This window comes from Acinetobacter dispersus (assembly GCF_009884975.1).
GTDB classification, from domain to species: Bacteria; Pseudomonadota; Gammaproteobacteria; order Pseudomonadales; family Moraxellaceae; genus Acinetobacter; species Acinetobacter dispersus.
On the sequence record NZ_CP041970.1, the window covers coordinates 2482204 to 2502403 of the forward strand.

General features: G+C 41.2%; 16 protein-coding genes. 4 read left to right on the plus strand and 12 right to left on the minus strand.

Annotated elements, in window-relative coordinates; translation table 11 throughout:
* Window positions 1-34: 34 nt before the first annotated feature.
* Together FPL17_RS11300 and FPL17_RS19105 are read right to left on the minus strand one after the other, a co-directional pair.
* Entirely contained in the window at window positions 35-6574 is a 6540-nt protein-coding gene (locus FPL17_RS11300; protein ID WP_228277573.1) for a hypothetical protein, read from the minus strand.
* A gap of 26 nt (window positions 6575-6600) precedes the next feature.
* Complete coding sequence (locus FPL17_RS19105; RefSeq protein WP_216070843.1) at window positions 6601-6849, minus strand: ESPR domain-containing protein; 249 nt, start codon at window positions 6847-6849, stop codon at window positions 6601-6603.
* A 263-nt stretch (window positions 6850-7112) separates the two neighbouring features.
* Here FPL17_RS19105 and FPL17_RS11305 point away from each other — a divergent pair, with 263 nt between their 5' ends.
* Window positions 7113-8195 carry an AraC family transcriptional regulator gene (locus FPL17_RS11305; protein WP_159885129.1) on the plus strand — a complete coding sequence of 361 codons (1083 nt, stop codon included), beginning with the start codon at window positions 7113-7115 and terminating at the stop codon, window positions 8193-8195.
* A gap of 206 nt (window positions 8196-8401) precedes the next feature.
* Here the strand turns inward: FPL17_RS11305 and arsB are convergent, their stop codons facing one another.
* From arsB to FPL17_RS11325, 4 genes are all read right to left on the minus strand, one after another.
* Window positions 8402-9442, minus strand: coding sequence for an ACR3 family arsenite efflux transporter (gene arsB / locus FPL17_RS11310; protein ID WP_159885131.1), 1041 nt, complete (start codon window positions 9440-9442; stop codon window positions 8402-8404).
* Between the two features lie 5 nt (window positions 9443-9447).
* Window positions 9448-9768 carry a metalloregulator ArsR/SmtB family transcription factor gene (locus FPL17_RS11315; protein WP_159885133.1) on the minus strand — a complete coding sequence of 107 codons (321 nt, stop codon included), beginning with the start codon at window positions 9766-9768 and terminating at the stop codon, window positions 9448-9450.
* A gap of 39 nt (window positions 9769-9807) precedes the next feature.
* Window positions 9808-10233 carry an arsenate reductase (glutaredoxin) gene (gene arsC, locus FPL17_RS11320; RefSeq protein WP_159886848.1) on the minus strand — a complete coding sequence of 142 codons (426 nt, stop codon included), beginning with the start codon at window positions 10231-10233 and terminating at the stop codon, window positions 9808-9810.
* Between the two features lie 191 nt (window positions 10234-10424).
* On the minus strand, window positions 10425-10652 hold the full coding sequence (locus tag FPL17_RS11325) for a hypothetical protein (RefSeq protein WP_005184902.1): 228 nt from the start codon (window positions 10650-10652) through the stop codon (window positions 10425-10427).
* Window positions 10653-10884: 232 nt separating this feature from the next.
* On the opposite strand from FPL17_RS11325, the gene FPL17_RS18945 reads away from it, so the two are divergent.
* Both FPL17_RS18945 and FPL17_RS11335 read left to right on the plus strand, forming a co-directional pair.
* Window positions 10885-11118, plus strand: coding sequence for a hypothetical protein (locus FPL17_RS18945; protein ID WP_005184904.1), 234 nt, complete (start codon window positions 10885-10887; stop codon window positions 11116-11118).
* Window positions 11119-11228: 110 nt separating this feature from the next.
* Window positions 11229-11660 carry a GNAT family N-acetyltransferase gene (locus FPL17_RS11335; RefSeq protein ID WP_159885135.1) on the plus strand — a complete coding sequence of 144 codons (432 nt, stop codon included), beginning with the start codon at window positions 11229-11231 and terminating at the stop codon, window positions 11658-11660.
* A gap of 11 nt (window positions 11661-11671) precedes the next feature.
* Here FPL17_RS11335 and FPL17_RS11340 read toward each other — a convergent pair whose 3' ends face one another.
* Entirely contained in the window at window positions 11672-11875 is a 204-nt protein-coding gene (locus tag FPL17_RS11340) for a helix-turn-helix transcriptional regulator (RefSeq protein ID WP_159885137.1), read from the minus strand.
* Window positions 11872-12246: a hypothetical protein gene (locus tag FPL17_RS11345; protein ID WP_005184912.1), complete on the minus strand. Its 375-nt coding sequence runs from the start codon at window positions 12244-12246 to the stop codon at window positions 11872-11874. Before FPL17_RS11345 ends, FPL17_RS11340 begins: the two co-directional genes overlap by 4 nt.
* 219 nt (window positions 12247-12465) lie before the next feature.
* Here FPL17_RS11345 and FPL17_RS11350 point away from each other — a divergent pair, with 219 nt between their 5' ends.
* Window positions 12466-13611: an alpha/beta fold hydrolase gene (locus FPL17_RS11350; RefSeq protein ID WP_159885139.1), complete on the plus strand. Its 1146-nt coding sequence runs from the start codon at window positions 12466-12468 to the stop codon at window positions 13609-13611.
* A gap of 76 nt (window positions 13612-13687) precedes the next feature.
* On the opposite strand, the gene FPL17_RS11355 is transcribed toward FPL17_RS11350, so the two are convergent.
* The 4 genes from FPL17_RS11355 to FPL17_RS11370 form a co-directional block, all read right to left on the minus strand.
* Entirely contained in the window at window positions 13688-15751 is a 2064-nt protein-coding gene (locus tag FPL17_RS11355; RefSeq protein ID WP_159885141.1) for a putative bifunctional diguanylate cyclase/phosphodiesterase, read from the minus strand.
* Between the two features lie 705 nt (window positions 15752-16456).
* Window positions 16457-17473: a ketol-acid reductoisomerase gene (gene ilvC, locus FPL17_RS11360; protein ID WP_004655853.1), complete on the minus strand. Its 1017-nt coding sequence runs from the start codon at window positions 17471-17473 to the stop codon at window positions 16457-16459.
* A gap of 123 nt (window positions 17474-17596) precedes the next feature.
* Window positions 17597-18088 (minus strand): acetolactate synthase small subunit, encoded by a 492-nt coding sequence (gene ilvN, locus FPL17_RS11365; RefSeq protein WP_004804329.1) that lies wholly within the window; start codon window positions 18086-18088, stop codon window positions 17597-17599.
* Window positions 18088-19812 carry an acetolactate synthase 3 large subunit gene (locus FPL17_RS11370; RefSeq protein WP_005146854.1) on the minus strand — a complete coding sequence of 575 codons (1725 nt, stop codon included), beginning with the start codon at window positions 19810-19812 and terminating at the stop codon, window positions 18088-18090. Before FPL17_RS11370 ends, ilvN begins: the two co-directional genes overlap by 1 nt.
* Between the last annotated feature and the right edge of the window lie 388 nt (window positions 19813-20200).

Below are 20200 nucleotides of genomic sequence, written 5' to 3' on the forward strand. Positions count from 1 at the left end.
AAAGGGGGCCTTTCGGCGCCCCCTAATAGATGATTTAGTCAATAACAGTACTGACACCAACACGAACCAGTGGGCTATTGCCTTGGCTTCCCATTGCAGCACCCGTTGTAAGTGACCAACGTCCATTATCAGCAGTACGTCTAAATGTCACACCAATCGCACTCTGATCATTGTAATAAGCAGCTCCAGCTGCCATGGTTAACTTCCCTGGAACAAACGGTGCATTTTCAAGTGCAGCCGTTGCAGCAATACCCGCAGACATCTTGTCTTCCAATTTGTCCATACGCTTATTGGTGTCATAGAATGCTTGTTGTAACTGATCTCCTAAGTTCGTGACACGGTTATCAATCGCCCCTAAAGCATCACCGACATTGTTATAGCTTCCACCAGCAACATCGTAGCTCGGGCCTTTCCATCCTTTCTCAGGATCATAACCAGCTCCTCCTCCTAAGGCTGCACCTACATCCTGATACGATTGATGTAACTGGCTACCATTGATTGCATCTTTTGAAGCACTATGTATTGCTCCATCTGCCACGCCAGTCACTTTCTTACCACCTGCATTAATGCCATCCGTGGTCATGCTCGGACCTGATTCTCCTTTCGGCCCAGTAATACTGATACCACCACCTGTAATGTTAGTCGTACCTTGATCGCCAGCAACTGTTACTTGGTTCGCTTTGACATCTTTCGCTGTAACACTATCCACAGTGATGTCTTTGGCTAAACCAACTTCGTAGTCTTTGCTTCCATCTGCTTTGGTCGTTTCATTCACCTTGATGTTGCCATCTTTATTACTTACCGTAGACTTCGCTGCTTGGGCATCTTGTTTCACTGAGGCAATCGCATCGTTGATGTTGTTATGACCTGTTCCACCTACGTTGCTGGTGCTGATCGTTCCGTCTGGATTCACTGTGGTATTGCCGCCGACTACGTTTTTCACACTGTCCGCAACATCATGCAGTTGACCGCCATTCACGGCATCTTTCGAACCTTTGGCAATCTCTCCATCCGCTACACCCGTGACTTTCTTGTCTCCTGCATCAATGCCATCTTTAGTCACACTTGGACCACCATCAATGTGTAAACCATCTCCATCGACTTTAGTACCGCCCGCTGTAACACTGTCTACTTCTAGATCTGGTGCAGTTGATACTTCATAGTCTGTGCTGCCATCTGCATTCTTGCTTTCTTTTACAATAATGTTTTTGCCATCACTTACTGTCGATTTCGCTTCTTGCGCAGCTTTACCCACTGCACCAATGGCATCATTGATGTTGTCCTTGCCTGTTCCTCCAATATTACTGCCACTTAACGTGCCATCAGGATTCACTGTCGTATTGCCACCAATGATGTTCTTCACGCTATCGGCTACACCATGTAACTGACTGCCATTGATCGCATCTTGTGAGTCTCCTGCAACTCGGCCTGCCGCTACACCAGTAATGACAGTATTGCCCGCATCAATTCCTTTAACCGTAATACTAGGTCCAATGTTGTTACCCATTGGGTCGACAAAGCCTAGTCCTCCTGAGTTCAGGATCGTACCGTTACCATCCTGATCTTTCAGGCTGATTCCTTTGGCACCATATTCGGCTTCGTTACCTTCTCCATCTTTGACTTGGGTTCCAGTCGCAGTCAGTACGGTTTCATTGCCTTCTTCATCGGTCGCGGTGACGCTGTCAAACTTCACATCTTTGGCGGTAGCAACTTCATAGTTGGTACTGCCATCCGCATTTTTAGACTCAGTCACAACAATGTTTTCACCTTCTTTGACTGTGGTTTTTGCAGCTTTTGCCGCATCGCCTACTGCGCCAATGGCATCATTGATGTTGTCTTGACCTGTACCACCAATATCAGGATTTGTATATTGTCCTGTTGCTGGATCATAAGTGGTGTTGCCACCAATAATGTTCTTCACACCCTCGCCTTGAGCGTGTAATTGACTACCATTGATTGCATCGGTTGAATCCGCACTCACTGTACCTGCTGCAACATTGGTCAGCTTTTTACCACCAGCATTAATACCGTCTCTGGTCACACTTGGGCCGTTAGTAATGCTTAAACCATCGTTGTTAATCACAGTATCGCCTGCGGTGACACTATCCACTTTCAAATCACGATTCAGGCTGTACTTGATGTCATTGCCTTCTTTCGATACTTTTAAGTTTTCTTCACCATCTGCTGTACCGATATCAACCGTATCGCCTGCTTTAACTGCAGCTGCATTTTCTCCATTACTTTGTAAAGTCCAGCCTTTATCCAATGCTGTGATCGCATCACCTACATTGTTAATGCTATCGCCATTTACTGTGTAGTTCGGCTTGCTGACCGTGCCATCTGGATTAACTGTTGAACCGCCACCTAAGGCATCTGCAACACTTTGTGCATTGTTCGCCAATTGACTGCCGTTGATGGCATCAGTTGAGTTTGGATTGACATCACCCGCAGCGACACCACTGATCTTGCCTGTCGTACCATCAATCGTAACGTCACCCACTTTAACTGAGTCGAATTCAACGTCGTCTGCAGTTGCAACGGTGTAAATGGTTTGTCCATCTGCACCTGTTTCGCTTTCAACTGTCATGTTTTTGCCAGCTTCAACTTCTGTTTTCGCTGCTGCTGCTTGACCACGTACTGAATCAATTGCATCGTGAATATTATTCTTGCCTGTGTTACCCACATTGCTGGTGGTCACTGTTCCATCTGGATTCAATGTGGTTTCACCACCAATAGAAGTCTTCACGCTGTCGGCAACACGATGTAATTGACCGCCATTCACTGCTTCTTTAGAACCTGCAGCTACTGTGCCATCGCTTAGACCATCGATCTTACCTGTGCTACCGTCAATGCTGACATCACCCACTTTGACATTGTTAAATTCAACATCATCCGCAGTTGCAACTGTGTAGATGGTTTGTCCATCTGCACCTGTTTCGCTTTCAACAGTCATGTTCTTGCCAGCTTCAACTTCTGTTTTCGCTGCTGCCGCTGCATTGTCTAACTGATCTTTGTTAACCGCATCAGTTCCTTCTGTACCTGCTGCAACATTACTGATCTTGTTACCTGCAACATCAATGCCTGACTTGGTCACACTTGGACCACCTGTGATCGTCATACCATCACTATTAATCACAGTATCGCCAGCAGTGACGCTGTCCACTTTCAAATCACGATTCAGGCTGTACTTGATGTCATTGCCTTCTTTCGCTACTTGTAAGTTTTCTTCACCATCTGCTGTACCGATATCAACCGTATCGCCTGCTTTCACTGCAGCTGCATTTGCACCATTGCTCTGTAAAGTCCAGCCTTTATCCAATGCTGTGATCGCATCACCAACATTGTTCAAGCTATCGCCATTTACCGTGTAATTCGGCTTGCTAACCGTGCCATCTGGATTAACTGTTGAACCGCCACCTAAAGCATCGGCAACACTTTGCGCGTTGTTCGCCAATTGACTGCCGTTAATCGCATCAGTTGAATCAGGATTCACATCACCTGCAGCGACACCACTGATCTTGCCTGTCGTGCCATCAATCGTAACGTCACCCACTTTAACTGAGTCGAATTCAACATCATCTGCGGTTGCAACATTGTAGATGTCTTGTCCATCATCGCCTGTGGACTTGGTTACAGTAATGTTCTTACCTTCCGTCACCTCAGTTTTCGCTGCTGCTGCCTGACCTCGAACCGAATCAATTGCATCGTGAATATTATTCTTGCCTGTATTACCCACATTGCTGGTGGTCACTGATCCATCTGGATTCAATGTGGTTTCACCACCAATAGAATTCTTCACGCTGTCGGCAACACTATGTAATTGACCGCCATTCACTGCTTCTTTAGAACCCTCGGCTACTGTGCCATCACTGAGACCATCGATCTTGCCCGTTGTTGCATCAATGCTAACGTCACCCACTTTGACATTGTTAAATTCAACATCATCCGCAGTTGCAACGGTGTAGATGGTTTGCCCATCTGCACCTATTTCGCTTTCAACGGTCATGTTTTTGCCAGCTTCAACTTCCGTTTTCGCTGCTGCTGCGGCATTGTCTAACTGATCTTTATTGACCGCATCAGTTCCTTCTGTACCTGCGGCAACATTACTGATTTTATTTCCAGCAACATCAATCCCTGACTTGGTGACACTTGGACCATTGGCAATGCTCATACCATCATTGTTAATCACGGTATCGCCTGCTTTGACGCTATTTACATCTAGGTCTTTTGCCAGTTCAATCGCCACCTTGCCATCTTCAACCTTCGTGGTGATATTGCTATCTGCGCCAACAACCTCAACTGCTTCACCTAGTTTCTTCTGAACAGTCGTACCATCTTGTGCGGTTAAGCCAAAGCCTTTATCTGTTAAGTCTTGACTGGATTTATCCAATTGGCCTTTGTTTACTGCATCACTATCAGCCACACCATCGGCAACATTGCCAATCGTCTTATTACCCGCATCAATGCCATCTTTGGTAACGCTTGGACCGCCTGCAATGGTCATCCCATCGTTATTGATGACCGTATCGCCTGCTTTAACTGAGTTAAATTCAACATCGTCTGCAGTTGCAACATTGTAGATGTCTTGCCCGTCATCACCCGTAGTCTTGGTTACGGTAATGTTCTTACCTTCGGTGACTTCGGTCTTCGCTGCTGCCGCCGCATTATCTAATTGATTTTTATTGACGGCATCAGTTCCTGCAACACCATCGGCAACATTACTAATGGTATTTCCTGCCGCATCAATGCCTGATTTGGTCACACTTGGACCATTCGCAATGGTCATACCATCATTGTTAATAACCGTATCACCAGCTTTTACACTATCCACTTTTAAATCGCGATTCAGGCTATATTTGATGTCATTGCCGTCTTTCGCCACTTGTAAGTTTTCTTCGCCATCCGCTGTACCAATGTCAACGGTATCTCCTGCTTTGACTGCGCCAGTATTTGCACCGTTGCTTTGTAGGTTCCATCCTTTGTCTAATTCTGTGATCGCAGCACCAACGTTATTTACGTCCTTGCCATTTACGTTATAGGTTGGATTAGTCACTGTACCTGTATCTGGGTCATAGGTAGAGCCTCCACCAAGACCAGCCGCAGTGGTATCCCCTTGTTCATCGACAATATCTTTTAGACTTTTTAATTGACGAACATTCACCGCATCTGTATCAGCCGCACCATCAGATAGATTCTGAATACGACGTTCATTACCTGCTGTTCCGACTGAAACAACAGACGTTGGCGCAGCTGTTCCAGTAAGGAACCCTGTACCAGTTGCTGTACTGGTCGTACTGCCTGAACCTAATGCAACATCATCAGCATTGTTTGCTACAGCATTTGAACCAAGTGCAATACCACGTGCAGCTTTTGCATTCGCTGTATCACCAAGGGCAATTGAGCCAGCCTGTTCTGCTCTAGAAGCATTACCTAGAGCAACAGAACCTTGACCAATTGCTTGGTTTTCATTCCCCAATGCAACTGCTCCATCAGCCGCTGTATTACCTGCAGTGTCACCTGCGGCCGTATTATTACGACCTACAGCTACCGCGCCATTACCATTGGTTGTATTCGGATCACCAATCGCAACCGCGCCATCACCTCGAGCCCTTTGACCACGACCAATCGCAACAGCACCACCATCTGCACTTGCTGAGTTGGCTGTCGTACCATCCGAACCAATTGCAACGTTCTGACCAGTACTACCCGTTGTAACCCCGTTACCCATTGCAATATTATTGCTACCACCACTGGCTGTGGCTGCATTACGACCAAGTGTAATATCATTAGCGCCTTGCGCTTTTGAGCCGTCGCCAACAGCAACTGAGGAAGCCCCTGTTGCTTCTGCTTGATTACCATACGCTGCTGAATTATCACCTATTGCTTTCGCTTGGCGACCTACTGCTGTCGTTTGGTTACCAGTACCATTAGCACCACTACCAACTGCAACGGAATCAGTACCAGCTGCATTAGCTGCAGTTGCAGGCGCATTGTTATTATCTGTTGCTGTAGAACTACCAATCGCAATGCCTCTTGCCCCACTCACTGTGGCAGAGTGTCCCATTGCAATACCACCAACCGCAGTTGATTCAGCAGTTGCGGTATTCCCTAGCGCAATCGTATAGTTTGCATCAGCATAAGTCTGCCGCCCCATAGCAATAGCTGTTCCACCACGCGATCGGTTATCTGTACCAATAACTACACTAGAAGCTCCTGTTACAGCCTCATTCCCGATACCAACAGCCGTATTATAACCAGGCCCACCAAGAAGATTCCCTTGCCCAATCCCAACATTATGAAAGGTACCACTCCCTTCTGAGACATTACCGGTACCAAATAAAGAGGCTCCACCCGGATTGGAGATTTTATTGTTTTTACCCACAGCTGTTGCAGAGGAGACGATAGATGCGACTCCTGTTGGATAATTATTATTTCCTGTACCACGGCGGTTATTTAATGCCTGTCCATTACTACCGACTGGTCCGACACTATTGCCACAACCAATCGCCATCCCGTTACTGCCATTCACTGTTGCTTGGCCATCACTACCGCACTGCTGTTGAGTAGGTGACATTGCAAGGCTGTTATTACCACCATTACTTACGGTACCGCCACCCGTATTAGTGGCAGCATAAGCACTACTGCCCCAAAAATTGAACTAATGGTCAGTGCAATTAAGCTAGGTTTAAGTTGATATTGCTTATACTTTTGGATAGATGAAGAAGTGACTGTTTTTACTGATGTATTTGTCACTACATTACGTTTTTTTGTGACGCCTCGTGCGTTCTCTGAAACCACAGTCCATAGACTTAAGCTTTTGTTCCAGACCAATCTGTATATTTTATTCATGAAATAAGTGCCTATAAAAAGGATCCAAGCACCTATAAATCTAAGTAAACAAAGTCTCCATCCACTTAACAATTAATACGAATTTTTAACAATTCCATCACTTTTTATAAAAAAATCACCAATTATTCCCACAAAGAATACTAATAAACACTTCTATCAAAAAAATTTAACAAAATAGGACTTTTGACAGCAAATTCTTAAAAATATATTTAGCTGCTGTATAAATATTTTTAGACTAATATTTTATTTTTATCACGGAAAGCATGAAAAAACAACCACTTAGCATCTATAATGATTATCTAAAAATACTTGTAGATACAGCGACTACATTTGGAGTCCCTAAAAGCGAAATCATTCGGTATTGTCAAATTCCTTTATCCTTACTTACTGATAACAATAATAATGATCGGATATTTTTCGACCAATGGATCGATATTGTCACTCGACTGTTAGAGTTAATTCCCAATAAAGGACTTGGCTATCAATTCGGTTTAAATTGTAAATTAACTGTACACGGCGCACTCGGATTTGTACTGATTAGCAATAGTACAATCGGTCGAGTTTTAATCGATATGCAAAAATACTACAGTATGCGTATCCATAAAATGGATTTATCCATTCTAAACAAAAACAATAAAATCATTCTTCGACTTACGCCTCTCTATCAATTACCAGCGCATATGAATGAAAGTAGAAAGAATATCGTCAATAAATTCTTTCTGGAAAGTGCGCTTGTCGATATAACAACCAACTTACAAATGATCACCAACTATAATCTCACTGGTGTAAATATTAATGTTGCATGGGATCAGGAAGATTATCATTTACTTTATGAAAAACGGCTCCCTATTATTCACTTCAATCAAGACCACAATCAAATTAGTTTCGATCTTAAATGCTTGGATCTTCCCCTAACCTTTAGTTCTTCAACGGCTTATGTGCTTGCAATGGAGTTGGTCAACAAGGAATATCTTTTTTATCAAGACCAAGACAATAAAATTATTTTAAAAGTGAATCAGCAACTTAAGTTTACACCTGGTCTAGGTTTTCCGAGCTTGGTTGATGTTGCAAGTAAATTAAAAATATCGGAAAGAACACTAAAGAGAGAACTTGCCAATTCAAATACAACTTACTCTTCACTGCTGCAATCCAAGAAATTTGAACTCGCGAAAAAACTCATTGATTCAAATCGAAACATCCAAGAAATCTCAGATTTGCTGGGCTATAGCCATATTAGTGCTTTTTCAAGAGCATTTTTTGGCTGGACAGGGAAAAAACCAAGTGAGTATATTCGAGAACAAAGAATATCAATAAAAAATTATTATCTTAAAAAGAGTAAATATTAAATTAATCACACTTATAACCGACATTAGAGACTTTAAAAATATACATTTTATGTATATTTAACCAAAAACATTCCGTTATTTAAAAAACAGATATACATTATAAAAAAGCTTTCCTCCTCAGTTGCTGATACCCCGATTAGGCAACTGAGGCTTTTTATTTTTAGATATTTTATTTATAACGCTTTTGAAATAATTTGAGTTCTATTTTACTCATTCGCATTTTTAAAATACTTTCTTCTAAGCCATAAAGATACGCTGACTAAAGCAATCAACACGGGTACTTCAACCAGTGGTCCAATTACCGTGGTAAATGCCACAGGCGATGCCAAACCAAAAGTTGCAATTGCAACTGCCAACGCAAGTTCAAAGTTGTTGCCTGCTGCAGTGAATGAGATGGCTGTGGTTTTAGCATAGTTATTGCCTATCCATTTACTCATAAAAAAGCTAATAAAGAACATCACAACAAAGTAGATCGTCAGTGGTATCGCAATACGGATCACATCGAAAGGTAGGCTCACCACATCCCCACCTTTTAAGCTAAACATCGCCACAATGGTAAACAATAACGCCAACAAACTTAATGGGCTAATCTTCGGTAGAAAAATCTTGTTATACCAATCTAGGCCTTTGGCTTTTACCAACACCTGACGACTCATAAAACCCAGAAAAAATGGAATCCCTAAATACACAAAAACTGCATGGGTAATGGTCCAAAAATCCACATTGACTACTTGTCCAGCAATCCCAAAATACGGTGGCAAGAACGTAAGGAATAACCAAGCATAACTACTAAAGAATAAAATCTGGAAAATACTATTGAATGCGACCAGTGCAGCAACATATTGATTATCACCACAAGCGAGACCATTCCATACCAACACCATCGCGATACAACGGGCTAAGCCAATCAATATCAATCCTGTCATATACTCTGGATAGCTATGTAGAAAAATAATTGCCAGTGCAAACATTAAAATTGGTGCAATCACCCAGTTCTGCACCAATGACAAAGTTAAAGTTTTTTTATCTTTAAACACTTGTGGCAGCGTTGCATAATCCACTTTTGCCAACGGTGGATACATCATCAAAATCAGACCGATCGCAATTGGAATATTGACGGAGTCAACACTCATTTTATTTAGCGTGGCTGATGCTTGTGGGAGAAAAGTGCCAATCGCAATGCCCAAAGCCATTGCAATAAAGATCCACAGAGTTAGATTACGATCTAAAAAAGAGAGAGTTTTCATAGATTTCATTCACAACAGCTTTTTGCTGCTAAGCTTTGTAGTCGTGGAAATACTGTCAAGTTTTGAGCGTTCAACACATTTAAAATATCTGAGCACCATGTCGGTAATTGGTCAGCAATACGGTAATAGACCCATTGCCCTTGACGGCGATCCAGCAATAATCCAGAAGTACGCAACAAAGCCAAATGTCGAGAAATTTTTGGCTGGCTTAACTGAAGTTTTTCGGTCAAATCACAGACACACAACTCCTGATGCTCTGTAACCAGCATGACAATATTCAGCCTTGTTTCATCTGATAAGCATTTAAAAAACTCAACAGCTTCCATTTCTCTTTCCCCTTGAATCGTTAATCTGACGACTCGTATTTACTGAATTCGCTGACCATTTTGATCTATGACCTGTTCGCCATCTTCTTTGCTAAAAGCACCTTTCTGAGGAATAGGAAGAATATCAAGTACAAGTTCTGATGGTCGGCACAGACGTGTTCCTAACTCAGTCACCACAAAAGGACGATTGATGAGGATTGGATATTTCAGCATAAAGGCAATGAGCTGCTGCTCTGACCAATCTTCGCGCTCTAATTGCAAATCCTGGTAAGGATCAACATTACTGCGGATTGCCTCTCTCACAGTTAAATTGGCATCCCGAATCAATTGAATCAACTCATCATGCGTTGGCGGACGAACAAGGTATTCAATAATGGTTGGTTCTATACCTGTATTTCGAATTAAAGCCAAGGTATTCCGAGAAGTACCACAAGCAGGATTGTGATAGATGATGATGTCAGCCATGAGGTTATGATCTGATAAATTGAATAAAACCAATATATATGATTTACCATATATATGTAAATCCATATATTCATCCTAAATATTTACCCTTTAAAAATATATTATTAAAATTAGATAGATATGATTTTATAAATTTTTAATTATTGTGAGTCTGAGGCTACTTTTGTATTCCAAACTGTTCAAAGTAATGACTAAAATGAGCTAAATCGTTCTAACTCATCAATCAGCTGTTTCTTTAGTTCATCATCATAAAGTTTGAATTTTAGCGTTTGGGTATAATTTTCAACAAAGATGAGACGACTAAACTCACTGTTGACCAGACCTTTAGCAGTTAGGAATCCTTGATAGGCCGAAAGCAAGACATTCAGCCGATGATTCAATGGCTTTTGATCTCGTATTGTGAGCACTTTATTCTGCATATAAACAACTCCTCGATTTATTCCCCCCTCCATTGAAAATGATATAAAGTTGTCTGAATCAGTATTTATCAATTTTTTGTTGTTGCAATTTTTATTATATAAATCACGATAATGTTTTTAGATGACGTTTTTATGATAGCTCTAACTTTCAGCAAAAATCAATGAACATCAGCTAGATAAGTTTTCTCTTATAGACTATGCTGCTTAAGTCACTTAAAAGCGATATCTAACAATGAACGATACATGTCTTTTAACAGAATTAAATCTCATGATTAATTATTATGTTACGAGAAATGGCTATCGACCGACTCGAATTATTTTAGGTTATAAAACCTATGGCGCACTTATGCAAGATCAAGGATTTGCAGATGAAGTCTTAAACTCAGCTCTTGATCCAAATAAACGTAAATATAAGAAACTTAAAATTAAAGTCACCAAAGACGATCATCAAATTGAGCTTGAATAAGCTATACATCCCCTTGCCCTTATCGACAGCTCACCAAATACCAACTATAGAAATTGCTGCTGAAATACTAGAGAATTGACCACATTAAAGCACGTCATCAAAGTGAAGACATGATTACAAAAGCGACCCAACAAGACCATTCGACCTTATTAGAAATATGGGAAAAATCAGTCCGAGCGACCCATGATTTTTTACCAGAAACGATGATTGCTGAATTGAAACCATTAATTTTGAATGAATACTTTCATCATGTTCAGCTGAATAAATATATGGTTGATCAACAGATTGTAGGATTTCTGGGTACCAGTGATGACAATATTGAAATGTTATTTATTCTGCCTGAGTATCGAAGAGCAGGAATTGGTAAGACGTTGCTCGATTTTGCTGTAAAACAACTTCAGATCTATAAAGTCGATGTGAATGAGCAAAATCTACAAGCAGTTAACTTCTATCAGAAAATGGGATTTCATACTGTGAGTCGTTCTGAACTCGATGGTCAAGGCAACCCCTATCCCATTTTACATCTACAAATTCCAGCTTGAGTGGAAGTGAATTAATCTGACTCCTGCTCAAAAATAAACACTTGCTCAATAGTGAGATCAAATGCATGTGCAATTTTAAAGGCTAATGACAGACTGGGATCATAGCGCCCCTTTTCTATAGCATTAATAGTTTGCCTCGACACGCTCACATAATCCCCCAAGTCGCTTTGTGACCAACCTTTGTGCTTTCTTAAATCGGGTAAATTATTTTTCATCTATATTTCCAAGTTCCAACCGCTGTAGCAATAGACCAAAGCATTGCCATCATTGGCCAAATGATAAACATGGTTAATTTTGGAAATCCAACATTTTCTAAAAATCCATAGCTAAAGCTAATGAGCGCAGTACCAACAAAAGCAAGACCCAAGGCTTGCAATTGTATCTTTTGCTGTAACTCATCAAAACGTTTGAATTGTTTAATAATGATCAATGCAATCATCAGTGCAGGCAATATTGGCATTAATGAAACAACAATTTTAAGCCATTGTATCTCAATAAAATTTAATGCCTTTAATGATCCCACCAAAACCACGATATACAGTGCAATTGCAGCAATCAGCTCAAATAAATTCCGATAGTTTTTCATAACCCACCATGTAAAGCAAACTTTACATTAATATATGAGTTCAACTCTCCAATGTAAAGTATACTTTACATATTTTCATTCTTAAACAAAAACGGGTCATCTTGTTCTAACCGAATTGATCATTTTGAAAGACAAGTTAAGCAAATGAGTCACTGAGCAAATTTATTTTTTCTTCTAATATGCGGCTACTGAATAGTAACCTTCGAGCTTTAGGTTCACATGACTCAATCGCCAAAAGTTAAACGCAGTTTTCTCAAAACGAAAACCGCGCAAAAAATGCTGAATAGCCCTGCAAGCCATCAAGCACGCAAAATCTTCTCAAATGCACGAGATCGTATTTTACGTGGACAGCAACTCGCGCTCTCAGGCAAAACACCTTTTGATATTGTGTACCAACGTGAAATCATTAGTCTGCGTCACTACACAGCAGCGAACGATCACGCGACAAAACATCGTATTCCGTTGGTGATCGTGCCACCCTTGGCAGCCAATATGCTGATTTACGATTTATTCCCAAATCGCAGCTTAGTCCGTTATTTTTTAGCTCAAGGCTTTGATGTTTATCTGATTGACTGGGGCACACCAAGCCTACGCCAAGCCAAATATAATCTTGGAACATACGTTAAAACCTTTATGCCCGACTTTATCGAAAAGATTCGTGAACATAGTGGTCAACAACAACTGTCACTGTTTGGTTGGAGTCTAGGTGGAGCGTTATCGCTTTGCTATACCGCTTTATCACAGGATAAAAATATTCAGAACCTGATGATTTTAGCCTCACCGATTAATACCCATAAATCAGGTTATATGGGCAAGTTTTATCAACGTCTCACCATTCCTGCGCAATGGATTCGTAGTAATACCAAGTTCCGTATTCACCAAGTACCAAGCCGTGTATTTCATATTCATGGTTGGCAAAATACCTTGGGGTTTAAACTCACCGATCCGATTGGAAACTTTAAAAACTATTGGGAGTTATTAAAGAACCTCGATGATCGTCAATTTGTGATTAACCATGCCACTTCAAGCTCCTTTGTAGACAATATGCTGGCTTACCCTGGTGGTGTGATGCGCGATATTATTTTGCGTTTCTGGATTGATAATGAGCTATCAACAGGTTCAGTCCAATTCGGGGAGCAAAGTGCCAATTTAAAAGACATCGATTGTTCAGTACTCGCGATTGGCGGTAGTAGCGATATTATTGTCACAGCAGAAGCCGTACGTCCTTTGATGGATTTAATCAGCAGCACCGACAAACAGTTTGAAATTGTCCCGGGTGGCCATATGGGCCTCGTCTCAGGCAGCCAAGCACCACAACTGGTATGGCCTGTGGTCATACAATGGCTAGCGCCACGTTCTGACTAAGTTTGACTACGCTAAAAGAAATAAAAAGGCTGCCATGATGAGCTGCCTTTTTTAACATCCACAGATCTTTAATCAATCATGCAAAATGTTGATAGCGATGTAGCAACAATCCTTCAACGTTGACAGGTGTACCTAATAAATAACCCTGTAACTGGTTGCAGCCTAGGCTGGTCAGAATATCCGCCTGCTGTTGGGTCTCTACCCCTTCTGCGGTAACGACTAGACCCAATTTTGCAGCAAGATGAATGATACTTTCTAGAATGGCTTCTTCTTTAGAATTTGGTTTGAGATCAATCAAAAAGCCACGATCAATTTTAAGTTCATCGACAGGTAAGTCTTTCAGATATAAGAAACTTGAATATCCTGTGCCAAAGTCATCAATGGCAATCCGAATCCCGAGCTTACGTAATCGTTCTAAGGTACGAATACTGGAATCGATATGATGCATTGCTGTGGATTCAGTAATTTCAAGAATGAGATGATGCGGTTGAATTTGGTACTGTTCTAATAATTGTTCTAATACACTAAAGAGCTTTTTATTTTCAAATTGCAGTGCGGATAGATTAACAGCAATTGGATAAAACGGACTATTACTTCGTTCCCATTTCTGGATTTGTTGACAGGCTTGTTCCAGTGCCCAATATCCCATTGGAATGATCAAACCAGTTTTTTCAGCCCCCTCTATAAACATCTGTGGTGTCAGCAGACCTAAACTTGGATGCTTCCATCGAATCAGCGCTTCAACACCGCAAACTTCATAGTTCGATGTAAATTTAGGTTGGTAGAACAATACAAACTGCTGTTCATCGACAGCTTTGTACAGGTCATTGATCAGTTTTGACTGACTACGTACATCTTGCTGATCTGACATCGAGTGGAACATGGTATAGGTATTACGCCCCTGATCTTTTGAAATCAGCATCGCCACATCTGCATTAATCAATAGGTCTTGGACATTCAAGCCATGCTCAGGATACATCGCGATCCCAACGCTGGCAGAAATATTAATATCTTTTGCAGCAATCAAATAGGTTTCTTGGATGTAATGCAAAATATCTTCTGAAAGCTGCATCGCATCATTGATATCAGTATTTTCAGAGATTAAAACAAATTCATCACCACCAATACGAAATAACTTATGGCTTGCACCCAGTTTATTGTGTAAACGGTTCGCCATCTGTATCAGTAACTGATCGCCAACATGATGACCAAAGGCATCATTCACTGATTTAAAGCGGTCCAAATCGATATAGAGGAATGCTGCTTTTTGCTCGTGTAGGCGATGGTGGTTAAATACCACTTCTGCATGTTCAGTCAGGTATAAACGATTCGGTAACTTGGTGAGGGTGTCATGTAAGGACTGTATTGCCAGTTCTTTATTGATCAGCGTTAATTGTTCATTACGCTCTTCTAAACGCGCTTCGAGCACTGCAACCGCAAAGCCTGCAACTAAAACCAGACTGGTAATAAAAATAATCGTGAATAGTAAAACACTTTGTTCGGTCTGTTCAGAGGTCAGAATCTGCGCTAGGCTTTCGTCAAAGAAAGTCGCTGCCATACCCGTATAGTGCATACCCACGATGCTTAAGGCCATCAAGATTGCAACAATAGCTTTAAGTAAAGTACGGTAGGCAGCAGCCGTTTTATATTTAAAAATGAAAAAGAAACTTAGTCCCGAGCCACTAATCGCGATCAGTACAGAACACAGCACCAGTAAGGGGTCATAATGCATTGCATGATGTTCAACCGTCAGTGCAGCCATACCCGTATAGTGCATACCCGAGATGCCAAGCCCCATAAATACAGCACCGAGAATCAACCGCGGAATCGGTAAAGTCGGTCTTGAAGTCAGCCAAACGGCAAAAATCGAAGCTGCTGCACCAATAAGATAGGACAGTACAGTTAAATTAACATCAAAAGAATAGCCTTCTGGCAGATGGCTAGCCAGCATTCCCACAAAGTGCATTGACCATATTGCTAACCCCAAGATTAGCCCACTCGCAATCAAAATGCTTTTTTCAAACTTTTTATAAGCACCTTTAAAAACGAGTTCTTCCATCGAAACTGCAGCGTAACATGTCGCGACTGCAACCAAAATGGAAACGATGACCAATGTGCTATCGTAATCAACGTGAACCATAAAGGACTTCCATGATTATTCAGTACTTTTTTTTATATGATGAGCAAAGTGCTCGAAATCCGAACGACGTTTTACACACAAAAAAGCCATGAATATTGTATTCATAAACTTTCCTTAACAATAACATCATCTAGCATAAGGTCAAGTCTTTTTCACTTTATAAATCAATAGAATAAAAGCACATTTTCATTTCAAACCAATGAAAAGTCTTGTTTTTTTTATTACAGTTTTTTTACCAAAAGACTCATTTATTTTTACTAAATAATTTTAATTTTTAAGTCATGACAATTTGTTTGTTTTTAATCGTGCAGATACCCCAACGCATGCAACACTTTTTAGTTTAAATTCTAACTGTTACCCCTCAGCAAAGTGATTAAAACACAACCAATATAAGCTTATTTTTTCATCTATATTGTTATAACTGTGTTATCACACCTAGAGAAAAAACTGAGTTCTTCTCTTGATCCACAATCTTGTTCGCTTGAATCTTGAGTATGAGCGAGGATTAGCAGAGTTCCGCCATATATGGCTCATCTGCTCGAGTGCAAAGTATGAGCAGGGAAATAGAAAAGCATGAGAAGCATCGCTTCATAAGGTCCAAATGCAAGGGTGAAACTATGTTTCGCTCACGCACGTAACATAAGGATTTCTCAATAAAAAAGCCCTTGTATAAACAAAGGCTTTTTTTAAAGATTAAACTAAAGCTTAGTTTTTCTCTTTATCAACAATCTTGTTCGCTTGAATCCAAGGCATCATCGCACGTAACTTATTACCAGTTACTTCAATGCCATGCGCTGCGTTTTGGCGACGACGAGCAGTCATTGATGGATAGTTCAACGCACCTTCTTGAATGAACATTTTCGCATATTCACCAGACTGGATACGTTTCAATGCATTACGCATTGCTTCACGAGACTGTTCGTTGATTACTTCAGTACCAGTCACATATTCACCATACTCAGCATTGTTAGAAACTGAGTAGTTCATGTCTGCGATACCGCCTTCGAACATCAAGTCAACGATTAACTTAAGCTCATGTAAGCATTCGAAGTAAGCCATTTCAGGTGCATAACCAGCTTCAACCAAAGTTTCGAAGCCCATTTTTACCAATTCAACCGCACCACCACAAAGAACTGCTTGCTCACCGAATAAGTCAGTTTCAGTTTCTTCACGGAAAGAAGTTTCGATGATACCCGTACGACCACCACCTACGCCTGAAGCATAAGAAAGTGCAACGTTACGTGCATTACCAGAAGCATCTTGATGGATCGCGATTAAGTCAGGAACACCTGAACCACGTTGGTATTCAGAACGTACAGTATGACCAGGTGCTTTAGGCGCAACCATGATTACGTCTAAATCTTTACGTGGAACAACTTGGTTATAAAGAATAGAGAAACCATGAGCAAATGCTAAAGTTGCACCTTCTTTGATGTTTGGTTCAATCACATCACGATAAAGTTGAGATTGGAACTCATCTGGAGTCAAAATCATGACTAAGTCAGCTTGAGCAACAGCAGCTGGAACTTCAGATACTTTAAGACCAGAGTTTTCAGCTTTTTTCCAAGAAGTAGAACCAGCACGTAAACCAACAGTTACGTCTACGCCAGAATCTTTCAAGTTAAGTGCGTGCGCATGACCTTGAGAACCATAACCAATGATTGCAACTTTCTTGCCTTGGATGATTGATAAGTCACAGTCTTTATCGTAAAAAATTTGCATCTGTTTTCTCCATGAAAACTTTAAAAATATGTTAGGTATTTCCCCCTCACCCTAACCCTCTCCCCAAGGAGAGGGAACTCCTTCTCCCTCTGGGAGAAGGTTGGGATGAGGGTTTTTAAAAACTTAAATTGTTAAAACTTTTTCGCCACGCGCGATGCCTGATACACCAGAGCGTACAACTTCAAGGATAGTATTTTCTGCAAGCGCATCAATAAAACCATCAATCTTGTCTGTTGTACCTGCGATCTGAATGGTATAGGTCGTTGGTGTTACATCAACGATTTGCGCACGGAAGATGTCAGCTGTACGTTTAATTTCCGCACGTGCTGCACCCAAGGCTTTGACTTTGATCAACATCAATTCACGTTCGATGTGTGAACCTTCTGACAAATCAACCACTTTTACAACTTCAACCAATTTATTCAGTTGCTTGGTGATTTGTTCAATTTTGTGATCATCGCCATATGTCGTTAAAGTTAAACGAGATAAGGTTTCATCTTCGGTTGGCGCAACATTAAGTGTCTCAATGTTGTAATTACGTTGAGAAAACAATCCCACCAAACGAGAAAGCGCACCTGCTTCATTTTCAACGAGTACAGAAATAATATGTCTCATTATGTACGCTCCCCTTTGCCTAACCACATATCCTTCATCGACTGACCAGCGATCAGCATTGGATAAACATGTTCTGTGCGATCAACCATGACATTAATGAATACACATTTATCATTAATTGCCATCGCTTCAGCTAATTTAGCGTCTAGCTCATCAGCATGATCAATCTGGATACCCACGTGTCCGTAAGCTTCCATTAACTTGGCAAAGTCTGGTAATGAATCTACATAAGAACTTGAATGACGTCCTTCGTAGTTCATGTCTTGCCATTGCTTTACCATGCCTAAGGCTTGGTTATTTAAGCAAAGGATCTTCACATTCAAGCCATATTGCTTACATGTCGATAATTCTTGGATACACATCTGAATCGATGCTTCGCCTGTAATACAAACCACTTGCTGGTCTGGGAATGCTAGCTTCGCAGCCATTGCATACGGCAAGCCAACCCCCATGGTGCCTAAGCCACCAGAGTTGATCCACTGACGCGGACGTTTGTATTTATAGTAATTCGCACCAAACATCTGATGCTGACCAACATCTGAAGTAATGATGGCTTCACCATTGGTCACACGATCTAATGCCTCAACCACTTGCTGAGGTTTCATTACACCATTTTGACCAGCTTCATAACGTAAGCCGTGTACCTTGCGCCACTCATTAATCTGAGACCACCATGCCGCAATTGCTTCAGGGTTTGGCTTAGATACATTCATTTGTTTCAATTGAGCCAACATTTCTTGAAGTACTGGCTCTACCGCACCCACGATCGGGATGTGCGCCATAATCGTTTTCGAAATGGTTGCTGGATCAACATCAATATGGATTACTTTGGCGTTGAGACAGAATTTTGCAGGGTTATTGGTTACACGGTCATCGAAACGCGCACCAATTGCCAAAATCACATCTGCATTGTGCATTGCCATGTTGGCTTCATAAGTACCATGCATCCCTAACATCCCCACGAATTGTGGATCGTTACCCGGGAAAGCACCTAAGCCCATCAAAGTATTTGTTACTGGATAGCCCAATAAATGCGCAAGTTCTGTCAATAAGCCAGAAGCATTACCCTGAACAACACCACCGCCCGTATAAATCATTGGACGTTTAGCAGTAATTAATTCATCAATCGCTTTACGAATTTGACCTGAGTGACCACGTGAAGGCGGCTGATATGAACGCATCTTCACTTTTTCTGGGTATTCGTAGGCAAACTTTTCTGCAGGATTCGTCGCATCTTTTGGAATATCAACAACGACTGGACCTGGACGGCCAGACGAAGCAATATAAAATGCTTTCTTAATAATTGCAGGAATTTCACTCGCGTGACGCACTTGGAAACTGTGTTTTACGATTGGACGAGAAATACCAACCATATCTGTTTCTTGGAACGCATCCTCTCCAATGAGATGGCTTGCAACCTGACCAGACAAAATCACCATTGGGATTGAGTCCATGTAGGCTGTTGCGATTGGAGTGACGGTATTCGTAGCGCCTGGTCCAGAAGTGACCAGTACCACACCTGTTTTACCTGTTACGCGTGAGTATGCATCTGCCATGTGACCAGCAGCTTGCTCATGACGCACGAGGTAATGGTTAATTTTGTCTTGTTGAAATAGCGCATCATAAATATGTAATACAGCGCCGCCTGGATACCCAAAAACATGCTCTACGCCTTCGTCCGCAAGCGCACGAACGAGCATTTCACCACCAGATAAAAGTTCCAACGTGATTCACCCTAGTATTTTGCACAATTTATGGGAGACATAAATTGTGTTCATTCATTAACTTTTGCACTTCTTATAAGTGTGCGTATTCTACTCGTTTTTGCTGCAATAGGAAAAATTTTCTGAGACTCATCAGCCGTATAAACTTGATGACATCTCGAATCAAAATGTGCTGGGATAAGCATATTTCAAAAAATCATTCTCTCGGCTAGAAAGAATGTCCATTGCAAGCCATGACATTTATTCGAAGGGTGATCAAATAAACACATATAAAACTTGAGAAAGCATTCTTGTTTCTTTCATAAGCAATGTCAAGAACAAAGAAAAGGATTTTAACGAATATTTTTTAGCTGTTGTTTTTTTAAACACATTTCACAGAATAATTTGG